The following is a 16,567-nucleotide window of genomic DNA, read 5'->3' on the forward strand; positions in this document are numbered from 1 at the left end:
TCCTTCGGATGACCCCGGAGGTCGGCGCCTGTGCTGAGATTGCATCGTGGATGTTCGCGAGTGGTGGGGCCAAGACCGCACGCGCGCAATCGCCGAGGCCTTGGGGGTCGCCGCGCTCGGACTGCTGCTGCTCTCGGTCGGACTCGTCAGGGCATGGGAACCCCTCGGAGGCCACACCTTCTCCCCGTGGTGGCACGTGCTGCCGCTCGCCGTCGCGTGCGGCGCGATCCTCATCGAGCGGCGGCATCCGCTCATCGCCCTCGGCATCGGCCTCGTCGCCTTCGCCGTCGACGCCTACGCGGGCGGCAGCCTCGGCGTCATCATCGCGCTCGTCAACCTGCTCTACGCCGCCGCCCTCTACTCCGGCCCCGGCACCCCACGCCGGCTGGGGATCGCGGCCGTCGCCGTCGTCGTCGCCAGCACGGCGGGAACGTTCATCGTCACGGGCGACCTGCAGCAGACCATCCTCATGGGCCTGCAGGTCTTCGCACTCCTCGGCACCCCGCTCTGGTGGGGCCTTTCGGTGCGCCAGCAGCGCGAACTCGCCGAGCTCGCTGCCGCGAGGGCCCGCGACATCCAGCGCCTCGCCGAACTGCGGGAGGCCGACGCCGTGCGCGGGGAACGCACCCGCATGGCCCACGACCTGCACGATGCACTCGCCGGCAACCTCTCGGCGATCGCAATCCACTCGGAGGCGGCCCTCACCGCCGACACCCCAGCGCGCGAGGCGCAGGCGCTGGGGGCGATCCGCTCCGCCAGCGTGGAAGCCCTCGAGGAGATGCGCTCCATGATCGACCTGCTTCGCGGCGAGGACGACGCGCTCGTCTCCCCCGCCCGCCTCGCCGAGATCGCGGAACTCGTCGCGGGCGCGCGCTCCCGCGGCACCGAGGTGCACTACCGGGTCACGCCCGAGCCCATTCCTCGCCTCCCCGCCGCGGTCGACCACGCCGCCTACCGCATCGTGCAGGAGGCCCTCGGCAACGCGGCCCGGCACGCCATGGGCGCGAGCATCCGCATCGAGGTAGAGGTGGGGGCCGAGAAGGTCGACATCAGGGTCACTAACGCCCGCGGAAACGCCACAGCCGACGCCGCGGGTGGCGGGATGGGCACCACCACCATGCGCGAGCGGGCCGAAGCCCTCGGCGGCACCTTCAGCGCCGGCTGGACCCCCGACGACCACTGGCTCGTTCGCGCCGCAATCCCACTCGCCACAAACCCCATCGCGAGCGTGACCACATGATCAGCGTGCTCCTCGCCGACGACCACGCCGCCATCCGCTCCGGCCTGCGGCTGCTCCTGCAGAACGCCAACGACGTCACGGTCGTCGGCGAAGCGGGCGACGGCGCCACCGCCATCAGCAACGCGCGCGCCCTCCGCCCCGACGTCGTGCTCATGGACATCCGGATGCCCGGGGTCGACGGCATCGCCGCCACCCGCGCCATCCGTGGCGAAGGCCTCGCCGAGGTGCTCGTGCTCACGACCTTCGGCCACGACGACGTCGTCTTCGACGCACTCCGCGCGGGCGCCGCCGGGTTCCTGCTCAAGACCGTCGGCGGGCCCCAACTCATCGATGCCGTGCGACGGGTCGCCACGGGCGAAGGCGTGCTCGCCCCGGAGGTCACGCGCGGGCTGCTCGACGCCTTCGCGCGCACGGCCGAGCCCGAGGCATCCGCGGCCCCCGCCTGGCTCGAGACCCTCACCGCCCGCGAGATCGACGTGCTGCGCGGCCTCGCACAGGGCCGCTCGAACGCCGAGATCGCCCGCGAACTCCACATCTCGACCGCGACCGCCAAGACCCACGTCTCCCGCGTGCTCGCCAAGCTCGACTGCAGCACCCGCATGCAGGCGGCGATCCTCGCGCGGGAGGCGGGGCTCGACACGCCCGCGACGTAGGATGGAGGGCTCATGACTGCCGCCCTCCCCGTCACCGTCACGTACCCGGAAGACCTCCCGGTCAGCCAACGGCGTGACGACATCAGCGCGGCCATCCGCGACAACCAGGTCGTCATCGTGGCGGGCGCCACCGGCTCGGGCAAGACGACGCAGCTGCCCAAGATGCTGCTCGAACTCGGCTACGAGTCAATCGGGCACACGCAGCCCCGCCGCATCGCCGCCCGCACGATCGCGGAACGCATCGCCGAGGAACTCGGGCAGGAGGTCGGCGAACTCGTCGGCTACCAGGTGCGCTTCACCGACCGCACCGCCAAGGGCACCCGCATCAAGCTGATGACCGACGGCATCCTGCTTAACGAGATCCACCGCGACCGGATGCTCCGCAAGTACGACGCCATCATCATCGACGAGGCGCACGAGCGCAGCCTCACGATCGACTTCCTGCTCGGCTACCTCAAGCAGCTGCTGCCGAAGCGCCCCGAGCTCAAGGTCATCATCACCTCGGCGACGATCGACCCGGAGAGTTTCGCCAGGCACTTCGCCGCCGCGTCCGGTGACCCCGCCCCCATCGTCGAGGTCAGCGGGCGCACCTACCCGGTCGAGATTCGGTACCGCCCGCTGGCCCCGGATGCGCCCAGCGATGATCCCGACGATGAGCAGTCGAGCGGCACGGGCGACGCGATCGACCTGTTCGACGGCATCAACGCCGCGATCGACGAGCTCGGGCGGGAGGGCAGCGGCGACATCCTCGTCTTCCTGAGCGGTGAGAACGAGATCCGCGATGCGGAGGATGCGATCCGGTCGCGGAATCTGCCCGGCGTGGAGGTACTGCCGCTCTACGGGCGGCTGAGTTCGGCCGACCAGCACAGGGTGTTCCAGAGGAGCTCGAGCCCGGGCATCCGTCGCCGCATCGTGCTCGCGACCAACGTCGCCGAGACCTCGCTGACCGTGCCCGGCATCAAGTACGTGATCGACGCGGGCACCGCGCGCATCAGCCGGTACAGCACGCGCGCGAAGATCCAGCGGCTGCCGATCGAGGCGATCTCGCAGGCATCCGCGAACCAGCGCTCCGGGCGCTCCGGCCGCACCAGCGACGGCATCGCGATCCGCCTGTACTCGCAGGAGGACTTCAAGAAGCGGCCCGAGTTCACCGACCCGGAGATTCTGCGCACCAACCTTGCCGCGGTCATCCTGCAGATGATCTCGCTCGGGCTGGGCGCGATCGAGGACTTCCCGTTCCTGCAGCCGCCCGATTCCCGCGGCATCAAGGACGGACTCGACCTGCTGCGCGAGCTGGGGGCGGTCAAGGGCAACGCCGAGATCACGAAGGTCGGCCGCCAGCTCTCGCAGTTGCCGATCGACCCGCGCCTCGCCCGCATGGTCATCGAGTCGGGTCGCCACGGCGTGACGCGCGAGGTCATGGCGATCGTCGCCGGCCTGAGCATCCAGGACCCGCGCGAGCGACCACTCGAGAAGCGCCCGCAGGCCGACCAGATGCACGCCCGCTTCGTCGACAAGACGAGCGACTTCCTCACCCTCCTGAACCTCTGGAACTACCTCAAGGAGCAGGAGGAGGCCCTCAGCGGCAACCAGTTCCGTCGCCTGTGCAAGGCCGAGTACCTCAACTATCTGCGCGTGCGGGAATGGGCGGATGTCTACCGACAGCTCACCCGCATGGCGAAGTCGCTGGGGCTCACGGTCGGCGAACCGAGCAACGACGGGGTCGGCATCCACAAGTCGCTCATGGCGGGGCTCCTGAGCCAGCTCGGCGTTCGTGACGACACCGTGGTGCCGGCATCCGGCAAGGCGCCGAAGGATCGCGATCGTCCGCGCAACAAGAAGGGCGAATACATCGGGGCGCGGCAGGTGCGCTTCTCCGTGTTCCCGGGCTCGGCGCTCGCCAAGAAGCTGCCCGCCGAGATCATGTCGGCCGAGCTCGTGGAGACGAGCCGCCTCTTCGCCCGCATGAACGCCGCCGTCGACCTCGCCTGGGCCGAGCCGCTCGCGGGTGACCTCGTCAAGCGGCAGTACGGCGAACCCCACTGGGAGAAGAAACAGGGCGCCGCGGTCGCCTACGAACGTGTCACCCTCTACGGCGTGCCGATCGTCGCGCGTCGCCGCGTGCAGTTCGCACGCATCGACCCCGTGCAGTCCCGCGAACTCTTCATCAGGCATGCCCTCATCGAGGGCGAATGGGATGTCACACGGCTCGACAAGCGCCTGACCCAGTTCGATCGCGCCAACCGGGCCCTGCGAAAGCAGCTCGCCGAGGTTGAGGAGCGCACCCGCCGCCGCGACATCCTGCTCGACGACGAGGCCGTCTTCGAGTTCTACGACCGTCACATTCCCGCACAGGTATGCACGCAGCGGGACTTCGAGGCGTGGTGGAAGCGCACCAGGGTGGAGCAGCCAGAGCTCCTCACGATGACGCGCGAAGACCTGCTCGAGGAGTCCGACGCAGCGCCAGAACTGCTCGAGTCGGACTACCCGAAGTGGTGGCACCAGGGCGATCAGCGGCTCAAACTCACCTACCGCTTCGAGCCCGGCGCGAAGGACGATGGCGTCACCGTGCACGTGCCGCTCGCCCTACTGGCCCGCCTCTCCCCCGCAGGCTTTGACTGGCAGGTGCCCGGCCTGCGCCCAGACCTGGTCGCCGCCCTGATCAAGGCGCTGCCAAAGGCGATCCGCCGCAATGTCGTGCCCGCGGGCGACTGGGCGCGCAAGCTCCTCGCCGACCTCCCCGAGGAGCTCGACGTCACCGAGATGCCGCTCACGGAATATCTCGCCCGCGAGATCCAGCGCCGCACCTACACGCCCGTTGACGTCGAGGACTTCGAACTCGAACGCGTGCCCGATCACCTGCTCGTGACCTTCGCGGTCATCGGCGAGCACGGCCGCGAACTCGCCCGATCGAAGAACCTCACCTCGCTGCAGGCCAAGCTGCGCGACCGCGCTCGGGAGAGCGTTGCGAAGGCCCACGCGCGGGCGTCACAGCCCGCGCCTCGTCCGGGTGCGGCGGCCGCGACATCCGCCCCGTCCATCGAACGTTCGGGGCTCACCTCCTGGGACTTCGAGGAGCTGCCGCGCGTGCGCGACACCAAGCTCGCGGGCAACGTCGTGCGCGGCTACCCGGCGCTCGTCGACGAGGGCGGTTCGGTCGCCATCCGGCTCATGAGCACGCCCGCCGAGCAGCTGCGCGAGCACCGTCGAGGAGTGCGTCGGATGCTACAGCTCGCGATCCCCGCACCCACCGCGTATGTGCAGCAGCACCTGACCCCGGCTGAGATCCTCAGCCTCGGCGCGAGCCCCTACGCGTCGACGAAGGAACTCTTCGCCGACGCCATGGCGGCGACGCTCGATGCGGTCATCGGACAGGCGATGGATGCCTCGGGCCTCCCCTGGACGCGTGCAGAGTTTGAGGCAGTTCGCGACCGCGCCTCCTCCGGCATCGTCGACGGGCTGTTCACCACGGTCTCGCTCACGGCTCGCTCGCTCGCCGCGGCGCGCGCCGCCGAGAAGGCCATCAAGTCTGCGACAAGCATGGCCCTCATCGCGCCGCTCGCCGACGCGCGCGAGCAACTCGGCGCCCTCGTGCACCCAGGGTTCGTCGGAATCGCCGGGGCGGAGCGTCTCCGCCGCATCCCGCTGTACCTCGACGGCATCACGCACCGGGTCGGCCGCCTCGCCGAGAACCTGGGCCGCGACCGCGTGTGGATGGCGGAGGTGCAGAAGGCCACTGAGCTCTATGTGAAGGCGGGGGGAACGCTGCCGCTGACGCGCGAACTGATCGACGAGCCATCGCAAGCCACCCTCGTGCAGGTGCGCTGGATGCTCGAGGAACTGCGCATCAGTCTCTTCGCGCAGCACCTCGGTACGGCCGGACCGGTTTCGGTGCAGCGGGTGCAGAAGGCGCTCGCATCACGCTGAGCCGCGCTGGCGCCACGCCTTAATCGTGAGCTGCGTCGCCGAGACGACGATGAGCGCCGCGAAGAGCACATTGCTCAGCTGGGGAGAGATAAGTCCTGCCACGGCAACGCCACCGAGGGACGCGGGCACCGCGCTGCACCCGATAAGCACGGCCGCGGGGACATCTGCGTTGCCATTGCGCAAATTATTGAGCGTGCCGACGATCGCGGTGGGAATCATCATGACGAGCGAGGTCCCGCGAGCCGCGAGGTCACCCATGCCGACGATGAGCATCATGAGCGGAACGATCGTCACTCCGCCGCCGATGCCGAAAAGACCCGAGAGGCCACCCGTGATGAAACCGATCAGCACAACGACCGCAAGCAGGGGCACGCTGTAGCCAACCTCAGCGTCACGCTCAGGCGCCGTGAGGAACAGCACGACCGCCATGACGACCTGAAACACAATGAATCCGCCTTGCACCCAGTGTTGGCCGATACGCACCAAGACCTGCGTGCCGAAGAACGAACCCACGACGGCCCCGACTGCAAGGCATCCTGCGATGACCCAGTCGACGTTGCCAGCAACGGAATACCCGAGGCCTCCCACGACCGTGATGGGCAAGATCGCCGTGAGCGAGGTACCGCTGGCCAGTCGCGGCTGGTAGTGCAGGGCGATGACAAGCAACGGGATGATCGCAATGCCCCCGCCCACACCGAACATGCCCGAGAAGAATCCGGCAAGCACGCCGACGGACGCAAGGGCGAGCACTCTGCGCGGCGTCACCGGCCGCGCCCGCCTATCGGCCTGCTGAATGATCTCACCCCACCCTCGATGCAACTTGACCGGGGTCCCCTCAAAGTTAGTCAGGACGCGCTGCGCACGAGCGCCTCGGGCTCCGGTTGGGTTGCCTCCTCCATGCCGAGGAATCTCAGGGCGTTGCCGCCGAGGAGGGCGCGACGCTGCTCCTCGCTCAAGAAGCCCGCACTGCGAATGAGGTGCCCCGAGGGCGACTCACCGAGCGGGTAGGGGTAGTCGGAGCCGAGCATGACCCCCTCGGTCCCCATCGTGCTCACGAGCAGCTGCAGAGCATCTTCGCGGAAGACGACGGAGTCGACGCTGAATCGGTCGAGGTAGTGCGACGGCGGATGCTCGGACTTCGCAATCAGATCGGGCCGACCGTGCCAGGCATTGTCCATGCGACCCACCCAGTAGGGGAATGATCCTCCGCCGTGCGCGAAGCAGATGCGCAGCGAGTGCGGCAGCCGGTCAAAACCGCCACCCAGGATCAGCGAAAGGATCGACAGGTGCGTCTCGGCTGGCATGCTTACGAGCCACTGCGCCATCCAGCGGTCGAGACGCGGCGAGTTCGGCATGTCCCACGGGTGCACAAATACAGGCACGTCGCGGTCGGCGCAGTGCTGGAGGAATGCGACGATACCTTCATCATCGAGGTCCTTGTCGCCGACGTGGTTGCCAATCTCTACGCCGCGGTGACCGTTGTCGATGCAACGGTCAAGCTCGCGGCACGCGGCATCCGTGTCCTGCAGCGGCACCTGGGCGAACGGGATCAGCCGTCCGCGAGCCGGCTCGCAGATGTCGAGCGCCAAATCGTTGAAGATGCGGCTGACCTTGATCGCCTGCTCCGGATCGTTCGCGTAGGAGAAAAACAGCGGCGTCGGCGAGACGACCTGAATATCGACACCGTCCGCGTCCATCTGCTCGAGGCGATCGTCGGCGCTCCACGCGTTCGACAGCAGCGGGCGGAACTCGGTCTCGCCCAGCATGAGCATCGCATCCCGCTCGCCGGTGACCCGCAGCCACGGCCAGGGGCCGGGACCGCCTGCAACCTGGGAGAGCTCGGGCCATCCGCGGGGCACGTAATGCGTGTGGATGTCGATCGTGGGAATGGTGGTGCGCATGGCTACGGCCCGGTTCAACCGCGACCGGGGTGCACGGTGCCGCATTGCTCGCACGTGCGCCCCGCGTCATCCCGCGCGTAGAACTCTTCGAACACGGGTGGCAGATCCTCGACGATGTCGCGCACCTGCAACTCGACCTCGTGCACGAGATTCGAGCAGTTGAGGCAGTACCACTGGAACTTCTCACGCGTGCCCTCCTCGCGGATCTTCTCGATCACGAGGCCGATCGAGCCAACCTCCGGGCGCTGCGGCGAGTGAGGGATGTTGCCGGGAAGCAGCCACATCTCGCCCTCACGGATGTCGACGCGCTTGGGCCCGTCCTCCGTCATCAGGTTCACGTGCATGTTGCCGCGCACCTGGTAGAAGTACTCCTCGTAGGGGTCGACATGGAAGTCGGTGCGCTGGTTGGGCCCACCCACGACCTGCACGATGAAGTCCTTCGAAGGCCACATCGCCTTGTTGTTCACGGGAGGTTTGAGCGAGCTCTCGTTGTCAGCGATCCACTGTTCGAAGTTGTACTTCTCTGGAATGTTCGTCATTGGACAGTTCCCTTCTAGAGCGCCCGGTGGGCGACTGCCTGGATTTCGATGAGGAGGTGCGGGTGCGGGAGCTGGTGCACCGCGACGGTCGTGCGGGTGGGGCCGTTCTCGTCGAAGAACTCGCCATAGACCTCGTTGTACCCGCCGAAGTCGTTCATGTTGACGAGATAGGCGGTGACCTGCACGAGGTCGTCGAGCGAGGCGCCCATACTCGCGAGGATCTCGCCCATGTTCTCGATCACTGCGCGGGTCTGGGCACGGATGTCGAGGTCTGTCGTGCCCATCTCGTCGACCGAGACGCCGGCGAAGCTGTTGTCGGGGCGCCGACTGCTTGTGCCAGAGACATAGATGAAGTCACCGGCCCGCTTGGCGTGGGGAAAGCGTCCCCTGGGGGTTGCGAGGTGATTGACGACCTTGGCGTCAGCCATGTGCGGCTCCATTCTCATTCAGTTCTGCCTGGCGCTCGCGGTCAACGTGGATCTCAACCTGCCCGAGCCCGGCGATGACGGCGGAGACATCAGATGCTTCGCCCACCGCTACGGCGGCGGTCGCCGCCCCCGCCAGGATGATGGAGCCCGCGTCGAGCGCTCGTCCCACTTCAGGAAGCATCCGTGCGAGGCGCTCAACCGCGTGCAGCGGGTGGCCGAGGATGGCGGAGGTCGTGCCGGTGTCGGCGACGGCACCGTCAGCGAACAGCGTCACGGCGAGACCCTCGAGGTCGCGGCGGAACGGCTGCCACGTGCCGACCGCATAGTAGGCAGCGGAGGTGTTGTCGGCCACCACGTCAGTGAGGCTGAATCGGAAGTCGCGATAACGGGAGTCGATGACCTCGAGCGCAGGCGCAACCGCGTCGATCGCGTCGACGAGTTCGGCGGCGCTCCCATCCGGCTCGACGCGACGACCCAGCCGGAATGCGACCTCCGGCTCGACTCGCGGATGCACGAGACCGTCGAGCACCATCGACCCACGGTCAGCCAGCAGCATCCGGTCGGTGAGGAAGCCCACGATGATCTCGTCGACGCCCATCTGTTGCATCTTGGCGATGCTCGTGAAGCCGAGTTTGACGCCCGTGAGAGTCTCGCCGCGCGTCTCGCGCATCGCGAGCAGGCGCCGCTGTACGGCATAGGCGTCGCGGAGTTCGAGTGCTTCGCCGAACTGCTCGATGGCGGTGCCGGTCACCTGCGCTCCATCGATGAGGTCGGCGACGCGTTGCAGGTCGAGTACTTCGGTCATGATGCGGCCGCCGTCTCTGGCATCACGGGCGACTGCGGCTGCGCGTCACTGAGGGTGACGCAGACGTTGGTCGGCTCGGAGTAGAAGTTGAGCGAGTGCTCGCCGCCCTCCCGCCCGATACCCGAGAGCCCGGTGCCCCCGAAGGGTGAACGCAGGTCGCGCAGGAACCAGTTGTTGACCCACGAGATGCCCACCCGCATACTGCCCGCAACCCGGTGTCCTCGCTCGAGGTCATTCGTCCAGACAGACGCCGCGAGGCCATACTTGGTGTCGTTGGCGAGTCGGATGCCCTCCTCCTCTGTGTCGAAGGGGATGAGTCCCGCAATGGGCCCGAAGACCTCCTCGCGCATGACGCGCGCGTCTTGGTCGAGCCCCGTCCACAGGGTGGGTTCGATCCAGGCACCGCCAGCGAGATCGCTCCCGAGGTCGGGGATGCCACCGCCAGCGATGACCTCTCCACCCTCCTGGCGCGCCAACTCGAGATACGAGAGCACCTTCTCGCGGTGCCCGGTCGAGATGAGCGGCCCCGTGGTCGTGCCTTCAGCGTCGGGGCGTCCGAGGCGCAATGATCTCGCGCTCTCGGCGAGACGTGCCGTGACCTCGTCGAAGATTCCGCGCTGCACATACACGCGCTCGGTGCAGAGGCAGACCTGCCCCGTGTTGGTGAAGATCGAACGGGTGAGGCCCGCGACGGCGCGATCGATGTCGACATCGTCGAAGACGAGGGCTGCGTTCTTGCCGCCGAGCTCGAAGGAGACGGGCCGCACGAAGGGTGCCGATGCACGCATGATGGCGGAGCCCGTCGATGTCTCGCCCGTGAAGGTGATGGCGTCGAAGTCCGGATGCGTCGTGATGAACTCACCCGCGGAGTCCTGGCCGAAGCCGTGCACGACGTTGAAGACACCGTCGGGCACTCCCGCCTCGACCATGATCTCGGCGAGCACCGTCGCCGACGACGGCGTCTCTTCAGAGGGCTTGACGACGACCGCGTTGCCGCATGCGATGGCGGGCGCGACCTTCCAGGTGAGGAGGAGGAGCGGGAGGTTCCAGGGCACGATGACGCCGACGACACCGAGCGGCTTGCGCAGCGCATAGTTGAGGGCGCGGCGACCGTCGGCCGCCTCCGTGAGGTAGGAGTCGACGCCCGCCGAGGCGATCATGTCGGCGAAGGCGCGGAAGTTGGCGGATGCCCGGGCTATGTCAACCTCGCGCGCCAGGTGCAGCGGCTTGCCCGTGTCGGCAACCTCGGCAGCGAGCAGGTCGTCGAAGCGCGCGTCGATTCGGTCGGCGATGCGGCGCAGGAGCGCGGCCCGCTCGGGGACCGTCGATCGGCCCCAGGCACCGTTCAGTGCCGCGCGGCCTGCCTGCACCGCGGCATCCACCGCTGCGCGGTCTGCCTCGGCAACCATGGCGACGAGGCTCCCGTCTACGGGGCTGCGCTTCTCGAAGTGCGAGTCGGTCTCGATGAACCGACCTCCGACGAAGTTTCGCAGCGTCGTCGCTGTCAGCTGGGCTGTCGCTGTCATGTCGTGTGCTCCGCCATCCTGGTGCCCCGAGTTATTTGGGGGCGGTCCGTCGTCGCCGCGTCGGTGCGGCAGTCATCCCACCTTCGGCGATCGCGACATGCTTGTCGAATGCCTAATCCTCGTCTTGGCATGCTCGTATGGACATATCATTGCGGGATGGACACGAGAGCCCTTCTCACCGGCCAGCTCAAGCTGAGGCACTTCGCCCTAGCCCTCACGATTGCCGAGAGCGGCAGCATCGTGCGCGCAGCCGAGCACCTCTACGTGACGCAGCCCGTCGTCAGCCGCGGGCTCCGCGAACTCGAGGAGATCCTTGGGGTGCCTCTCTTCGAACGCGGACCCAAGGGAGTCACACCAACCGTGTTCGCCGAGGTGTTCCTCGACCACGCCCGTGCGATCGTCGGCCACGTCAAGCAGGCCACCGATCACATCGCGGAACTCGCGGATGCGACACGAGGCAGCGTCGCGATCGGCACCTACGTGACGGGCGGCAACCTGCTCGTGCCGCGTGCCATCGCGTGGCTCAAACGGGAACGTCCGCACCTCGCCGTGGTCGTGCGCGAGGCGACGCCGGCCCGCCTCCGCGATGCCCTCACGACGGGCGACATCGACCTCATCGTCGGCCGCTCGACACCGCCCTATGACGACACGCTCTTCAAGGAGATCGCCCTCTATCACGAGCCATTCCGCGTGGTCGCGCGAGCGGGACATCCGGCGTTCGAACTCGCCAACCCGACGCTCACCGACCTGCGGGTCTACCCGTGGGTGCTGCCCGTTGGCGAGACCGCCCTTCGCGGCGAGATAGCCGCGGCGTTCGCACGGGAACAGATTGCGCTACCCGAACAGCAGGTCGAATGCTCGACCCCCATGACACTTCGCACGATGGTCGCCGAGACGGACTTCCTGGCGACGGTGCCCCACACGATGGCCAGCGAAGACCCGCTCCTGCACGAGATCGGCCTCGACCTGCATGGCGTCGGCCAGACCGTCAGCGTGATGATGCGCCAGAACACGAGCGCGAGCCCCAGTGTCGCCCTCGCCCTCCGCGCCCTCGAGCACGCGGCAGCCGGCATCCGTCGCGAACTCGGTCGACCGGCATCGGCATGAGCGCGGTATGCCCGAATGGCTAACATGGAGCCGGAAAAGGCATTGGCGTGAACATGCCCCGCTCGAAAGACTACGAGGACACGCCGCGCAGCAGGCAGCGGCAGGATCCGAAGGTCCCGGCCGCGCCGGACCGCACAACCACGACAATGGAGTCCCGACAGCATGAAGGTTTTCGAGAGAGTTGCTGAGACGCTCGCCGAGCTCGGTGTCAACACCGTATTCGGCGTCATCGGGAGCGGGAACTACGAAGTCACCCGGGCCATGATTGAGCGTGGCGCCAAGTACGTCGCTGCCCGCCACGAGGGCGGGGCTGCCTCCATGGCGGATGCCTTCGCCCGCGTCGGCGACTCGGTTCCGGCGATCTCACTCCACCAGGGCTGCGGCCTGACGAACGCCATCACGGGGATGACCGAGGCGGCGAAGTCCGGCTCCCCCATGATCGTGTTGACCGCCGAAGTGGCCGCGTCTGCCATCCACTCCAACTTCAAGATCGCACAGGACCGGCTCGTGGAATCGATCGGTGCCGTCAGCATGCGCATCACGGCCGAGAGCGCGGCCCGAGACATCGAGCTCGCGTACCGCACCGCCGTGACGCGACGCGTGCCAGTCGTCGTCAACCTTCCGCTCGACGTGCAGCTCGCCGAATCGACGGAACAGCACACGCCCTCCCTGCCCGAGCTCCCGCTCGCTCCCGCACCGTCGTCACGGGCTATCGCCGCCCTCGTCGAGTTGATCGAGGCATCCGAGCGGCCTGTCATCGTCGCCGGCCGGGGGGCCCGCAGCGCGGGTGCCGAGTTGCGCGACCTCGGAGAGACTGCGGGCGCCCTGCTGGCAACCTCAGCCGTGGCCCGCGGTCTCTTCAACGGAGACCCCTACTCCCTCGACATCTCGGGCGGCTTCAGTACGCCGCTGGCCGTGCAATCGATTCAGGATGCCGACCTCATCGTCTCCTTCGGATCCGCCCTCAACATGTGGACGATGCGTCACGGCACGCTCATCGGCGACGCCACCAAGGTCGTGCAGATCGATGATGACGCACTGGCGCCCGGGCGCCACCGCCCGGCAGACCTGGGAATCGTTGGGGATGCCGCCGAGACTGCTCGCGCTGCCGCGCAGCTGCTGCGCGAGCACAATTCAGGAGCCACCCGCTACCGCACCGAGGAGCTCCGGCAGGCAATCGCGGCGGAAGGGCGCTGGAACCTCGTGCCCTACGACGACCTCGGTGACGACGAGCGAATCGACCCCCGCACCCTGACGATCGCGCTCAACGACATCCTTGACGCCGACCGCGTTGTCGCGGTCGACTCGGGTAACTTCCTGGGCTACCCGAGCGCGTTCCTTGACATCCCCGACGAGAACGGCCTCGTCTTCAGCCAGGCGTTCCAGTGCGTCGGCCTCGGTCTCGCTAGCGCCATCGGTGCGGCATACGCGCAGCCCGAGCGCCTCCCGATCTGCGGCACGGGTGACGGCGGCGCGCTCATGGCAGCCGCCGAACTCGAGACGGTCGTGCGGCTGGGGCTCCCCATGGTCGTGATCGTCTACAACGATGCCGCCTACGGTGCCGAACTCCACCACTTCGGCGAGACGAGCCACGACCTCGGCTTCATCACGTTCGACGACACCGACTTCGCTGCGATCGCTCGCGGATACGGCTTCACCGCGGCCACGGTGCGCGGCGTCGATGACCTCGATGCCGTCAAGGAGTGGGTCGCGGGTCCGCGCGACACCCCGCTCCTTATCGATGCGAAGATCGCCCGCATGGAATCGTGGTGGTTGGCCGAAGCGTTCAAGGGGCACTGACGCAGGGCCCTCGCCTGAACATCAACGATGATGCCCGTGACCCGAGGAGCAAAGACATGAGCACAACACTTCCCGTCCAGAACCAGACCGCCATCTCGGCCCTCCTCAACGGCCTCGCGGGAGGCGGCGTCGAGGTCCACGACCTCACCGCCCCGCTGAGCCCGACGACGCCGGCGCTGCGACTTCCCGCTCCGTTCCCCAACCTCATCGACCTTGAGCTTGAGAACATCGCCCAGTTCGACGAGCGTGGGCCCATGTGGGCGCACAACAACATCCACGTCGGCGAGCACTACGGCACGCACGTGGATGCCCCTTCCCACTGGATCAGCGGACGCGACGGCCACGACGTCTCGCAGCTTCCCGTTGAGCGACTGATCGGCGAGGGCGTCGTGCTCGACGTCAGCGAGCAGGTTGCAGCGGACCCTGACTTCCTCCTCGAGAAGGAACACGTGCAGGCGTGGGAGGCCGAGCACGGCGCGCTGCCCAAGGGCGGATGGCTGCTCTTGCGCACCGGCTGGGACCAGTACGGCCACGATGAGGCGCAGTTCCTCAACACTGACGAGAACGGCACCTCCCACACACCCGGCGTCTCGGCAGCCTGCGCGAAGTGGCTCGCGGAGGAGACGCCGATCGCAGGTTTCGGTGTCGAGACCGTCGGCATCGATGCCGGCCGCGGCTTCGAGTTCGACCCGCCGTTCCCCGTGCACTACCACCTGCTCGGCAACGACAAGTACGGCGTCACATCGCTCAAGAACCTCGCGCTGCTGCCCACGCGCGGATCGCTCATCGTCGTGCTGCCTCTGCCGCTCGTGGGCGGCACGGCGAGCCCCGCGCGCGTCATCGCGCTCGTGACCCGCGCCTGACCAGGCGCGAGCGAGCCCCGCATGACCACCGAGTACGTCGTCGTCGGCGGCGGCATCAACAGCCTGGTTGCCGCCGCCGAGCTGGCGCTCGCGGGGCACTCCGTCACGATCGTTGAGGCGTCGGGGCGCCTGGGCGGTTTCATTGACTCGGGCGAACTGACGCTTCCCGGCTTCGTGCACGACACCTTCTCGTCGTGGCATCCGAACTTCGTGTCGAGCGGCGCGTACGCGGTGCTCGGTGACGAACTGCATGCGCGCGGGCTCGTCTACGAGAACACGACGGATGCCGTGACGGCGAGCGTCGAGGGCGAGCGAGTGACCATCGCGCAGCGTGACCCCGAGGCAACGGCCGAGGGGCTCGAACACGGTGCCGACCGCGACGCATACCGGGAAATGCTGGCGTGGACAGAACGATACGGGCGCCTCATCTTCGGGGCGCTCTCGAGCGAACTCACGCCCTTCACCCTCGGTCGTCTTGGAGCAGGTGCACTCCGCGGAGGACGCCGGAACACCGCGGCACTCGCGCGACAGGCGCTCATGAGCGGCCGCGCCTACACACGTTCGCGGTTCAGGGGCGGCGACGTCGATCAGCTCTGGACCCCGTGGCTGCTGCACGCCGGCCTCGGCCCTGATCATGCCACGGGCGGGGCAATGCTGCCCGTCATGGCGGCGGGGCTCCACGGCGCTGGCCTCCCCGTCGTACGCGGCGGCGCCCGCCGTTTCGTCGCCGCGTTCGAGTCCTTGCTCCGCGACTGCGGCGCAGAGGTCCATCTCTCGGCGCCCGTCGACCGAGTCGTACTCGAGCGCGGGCGGGCCGTTGGCGTCGCATCCGGAGATCGGATGTTCCGCGCGTCACGGGCGGTGATCGCAGGCACGACGCCGCGCGACCTCTACGGGTCACTGCTGCCCAAGCCGGCGGTTCCCGCAACGGTGCGTGAGGAAGCCGCAACCTTCCGCTTCGGCAGGGCCGCCATGCAGGTCCACGTCGCGCTCGACCGCCCGCTGCGATGGAACGATGAGCGACTGCGCGCGGTCCCGCTCGTGCATATCAGCGATGGCTCGGGGAGCACGGGGGTGGCGTGTGCGCAGGCTGAGGCCGGCTTGCTCCCCTCCACCCCGACGGTCGTCGTGGGGCAGCAGTCCCTCCTCGACGAGAGTCGCGCACCCGAGGGCAAGGCGACACTGTGGTTGCAGTTGCAGGAGCTTCCGTACGCGCCCGCGGGGGATGCATCCGCCGTGCTGGACACGACACAGGGGTGGACTCGGGAACTCACGGAAGGCTACGTCGATCGAGTGCTCGACCGCATCGAGCAGCACGCACCGGGCGCGCGTGCTTCAGTACTTGAGGTGACCGCGCTTTCGCCCGTCGACCTGGCATCCGCGAACCGCAACGCGAGTTTTGGGGACCCCTACGCCGGTTCGACCGAGATCGATCAGAACCTGCTGTGGCGTCCGCTCCCAAGCGCTCCGCGCCACCGCACTCACATACCGGGACTCTGGCACATCGGGGCATCGACGCATCCCGGGCCGGGGCTCGGGGCGGGCTCCGGGCACCTCGCGGCGCAGCAGCTGCTGCGCCAGGCGCGCGGGCGGGGCCGGACGGTGCGCCGCTAGCCCGCCCACCTTGACACAAAACGTGATACAATAGGGGCATCCACGCCCGCGGAACGAACGCCAGGCACCCCTGCCAGCGTCACACCGCACACCTGCCCGGCGCTCACGCGCCGCTCTCGCACCTTGGACGGTGCCGGTCGCGACGCATCGACGCCGCGGCAGGT

At 68.1% G+C, this 16,567-nt stretch carries 13 protein-coding genes; 7 read left to right on the plus strand and 6 right to left on the minus strand.

What is annotated here, in order from left to right; translation table 11 throughout:
- The first annotated feature begins 46 nt into the window (after positions 1 to 46).
- From ACIQK7_RS02140 to hrpA, 3 genes are read left to right on the plus strand one after another with little or no spacing between them, the layout of a single operon-like run.
- A complete protein-coding gene (locus tag ACIQK7_RS02140) occupies positions 47 to 1,240 on the plus strand; it encodes a sensor histidine kinase (protein ID WP_403020776.1) in 1,194 nt (397 codons plus the stop codon).
- Positions 1,237 to 1,893, plus strand: coding sequence for a response regulator (locus ACIQK7_RS02145; RefSeq protein WP_403020778.1), 657 nt, complete (start codon positions 1,237 to 1,239; stop codon positions 1,891 to 1,893). The genes ACIQK7_RS02140 and ACIQK7_RS02145 overlap by 4 nt, the downstream gene beginning before the upstream one ends.
- A gap of 12 nt (positions 1,894 to 1,905) precedes the next feature.
- Entirely contained in the window at positions 1,906 to 5,820 is a 3,915-nt protein-coding gene (gene hrpA / locus ACIQK7_RS02150; protein WP_403020780.1) for an ATP-dependent RNA helicase HrpA, read from the plus strand.
- Here hrpA and ACIQK7_RS02155 read toward each other — a convergent pair.
- The 6 genes from ACIQK7_RS02155 to ACIQK7_RS02180 form a co-directional block, all read right to left on the minus strand.
- The gene (locus ACIQK7_RS02155) at positions 5,812 to 6,585 is read right to left on the minus strand and encodes a sulfite exporter TauE/SafE family protein (protein ID WP_403020782.1); all 774 of its coding nucleotides are present in this window, start codon (positions 6,583 to 6,585) and stop codon (positions 5,812 to 5,814) included. The two genes, hrpA and ACIQK7_RS02155, sit on opposite strands and share 9 nt — an antisense overlap.
- Before the next feature lie 80 nt (positions 6,586 to 6,665).
- Positions 6,666 to 7,721, minus strand: coding sequence for an amidohydrolase family protein (locus tag ACIQK7_RS02160; protein WP_403020785.1), 1,056 nt, complete (start codon positions 7,719 to 7,721; stop codon positions 6,666 to 6,668).
- A gap of 14 nt (positions 7,722 to 7,735) precedes the next feature.
- Positions 7,736 to 8,260: a 3-hydroxyanthranilate 3,4-dioxygenase gene (locus ACIQK7_RS02165; RefSeq protein WP_403020788.1), complete on the minus strand. Its 525-nt coding sequence runs from the start codon at positions 8,258 to 8,260 to the stop codon at positions 7,736 to 7,738.
- 14 nt (positions 8,261 to 8,274) lie between these two features.
- Positions 8,275 to 8,688, minus strand: a complete 414-nt coding sequence (locus tag ACIQK7_RS02170; protein WP_403020789.1) for a RidA family protein — start codon at positions 8,686 to 8,688, stop codon at positions 8,275 to 8,277.
- On the minus strand, positions 8,681 to 9,493 hold the full coding sequence (locus ACIQK7_RS02175) for a 2-keto-4-pentenoate hydratase (protein WP_403020792.1): 813 nt from the start codon (positions 9,491 to 9,493) through the stop codon (positions 8,681 to 8,683). Before ACIQK7_RS02175 ends, ACIQK7_RS02170 begins: the two co-directional genes overlap by 8 nt.
- Entirely contained in the window at positions 9,490 to 11,019 is a 1,530-nt protein-coding gene (locus tag ACIQK7_RS02180) for a 2-hydroxymuconic semialdehyde dehydrogenase (RefSeq protein ID WP_403020793.1), read from the minus strand. Before ACIQK7_RS02180 ends, ACIQK7_RS02175 begins: the two co-directional genes overlap by 4 nt.
- A 156-nt stretch (positions 11,020 to 11,175) precedes the next feature.
- On the opposite strand from ACIQK7_RS02180, the gene ACIQK7_RS02185 reads away from it, so the two are divergent.
- The 4 genes from ACIQK7_RS02185 to ACIQK7_RS02200 all read left to right on the plus strand — a co-directional run bounded on the left by ACIQK7_RS02185 (position 11,176) and on the right by ACIQK7_RS02200 (position 16,403).
- A complete protein-coding gene (locus tag ACIQK7_RS02185) occupies positions 11,176 to 12,126 on the plus strand; it encodes a LysR substrate-binding domain-containing protein (RefSeq protein ID WP_403020796.1) in 951 nt (316 codons plus the stop codon).
- 162 nt (positions 12,127 to 12,288) lie between these two features.
- Positions 12,289 to 13,926, plus strand: a complete 1,638-nt coding sequence (locus tag ACIQK7_RS02190) for a thiamine pyrophosphate-binding protein (protein WP_403020798.1) — start codon at positions 12,289 to 12,291, stop codon at positions 13,924 to 13,926.
- Positions 13,927 to 13,982: 56 nt separating this feature from the next.
- Positions 13,983 to 14,789, plus strand: a complete 807-nt coding sequence (locus ACIQK7_RS02195; RefSeq protein ID WP_403020800.1) for a cyclase family protein — start codon at positions 13,983 to 13,985, stop codon at positions 14,787 to 14,789.
- A gap of 21 nt (positions 14,790 to 14,810) precedes the next feature.
- Positions 14,811 to 16,403 (plus strand): phytoene desaturase family protein, encoded by a 1,593-nt coding sequence (locus ACIQK7_RS02200; protein WP_403020803.1) that lies wholly within the window; start codon positions 14,811 to 14,813, stop codon positions 16,401 to 16,403.
- Positions 16,404 to 16,567 lie beyond the last annotated feature (164 nt).

It is taken from the genome of Salinibacterium sp. GXW1014, from assembly GCF_044769865.1.
Lineage (GTDB): Bacteria > Actinomycetota > Actinomycetes > Actinomycetales > Microbacteriaceae > Homoserinimonas.

Coding starts and splice junctions, on each gene's coding strand:
- ACIQK7_RS02145 (WP_403020778.1), top strand. CDS start 1,237: ATGATCAGCGTGCTCCTCGCCGACGACCACGCCGCCATCCGCTCCGGC.
- hrpA (WP_403020780.1), top strand. CDS start 1,906: ATGACTGCCGCCCTCCCCGTCACCGTCACGTACCCGGAAGACCTCCCG.
- ACIQK7_RS02160 (WP_403020785.1), bottom strand. CDS start 7,721: ATGCGCACCACCATTCCCACGATCGACATCCACACGCATTACGTGCCC.
- ACIQK7_RS02165 (WP_403020788.1), bottom strand. CDS start 8,260: ATGACGAACATTCCAGAGAAGTACAACTTCGAACAGTGGATCGCTGAC.
- ACIQK7_RS02170 (WP_403020789.1), bottom strand. CDS start 8,688: ATGGCTGACGCCAAGGTCGTCAATCACCTCGCAACCCCCAGGGGACGC.
- ACIQK7_RS02175 (WP_403020792.1), bottom strand. CDS start 9,493: ATGACCGAAGTACTCGACCTGCAACGCGTCGCCGACCTCATCGATGGA.
- ACIQK7_RS02180 (WP_403020793.1), bottom strand. CDS start 11,019: ATGACAGCGACAGCCCAGCTGACAGCGACGACGCTGCGAAACTTCGTC.
- ACIQK7_RS02185 (WP_403020796.1), top strand. CDS start 11,176: ATGGACACGAGAGCCCTTCTCACCGGCCAGCTCAAGCTGAGGCACTTC.
- ACIQK7_RS02190 (WP_403020798.1), top strand. CDS start 12,289: ATGAAGGTTTTCGAGAGAGTTGCTGAGACGCTCGCCGAGCTCGGTGTC.
- ACIQK7_RS02195 (WP_403020800.1), top strand. CDS start 13,983: ATGAGCACAACACTTCCCGTCCAGAACCAGACCGCCATCTCGGCCCTC.
- ACIQK7_RS02200 (WP_403020803.1), top strand. CDS start 14,811: ATGACCACCGAGTACGTCGTCGTCGGCGGCGGCATCAACAGCCTGGTT.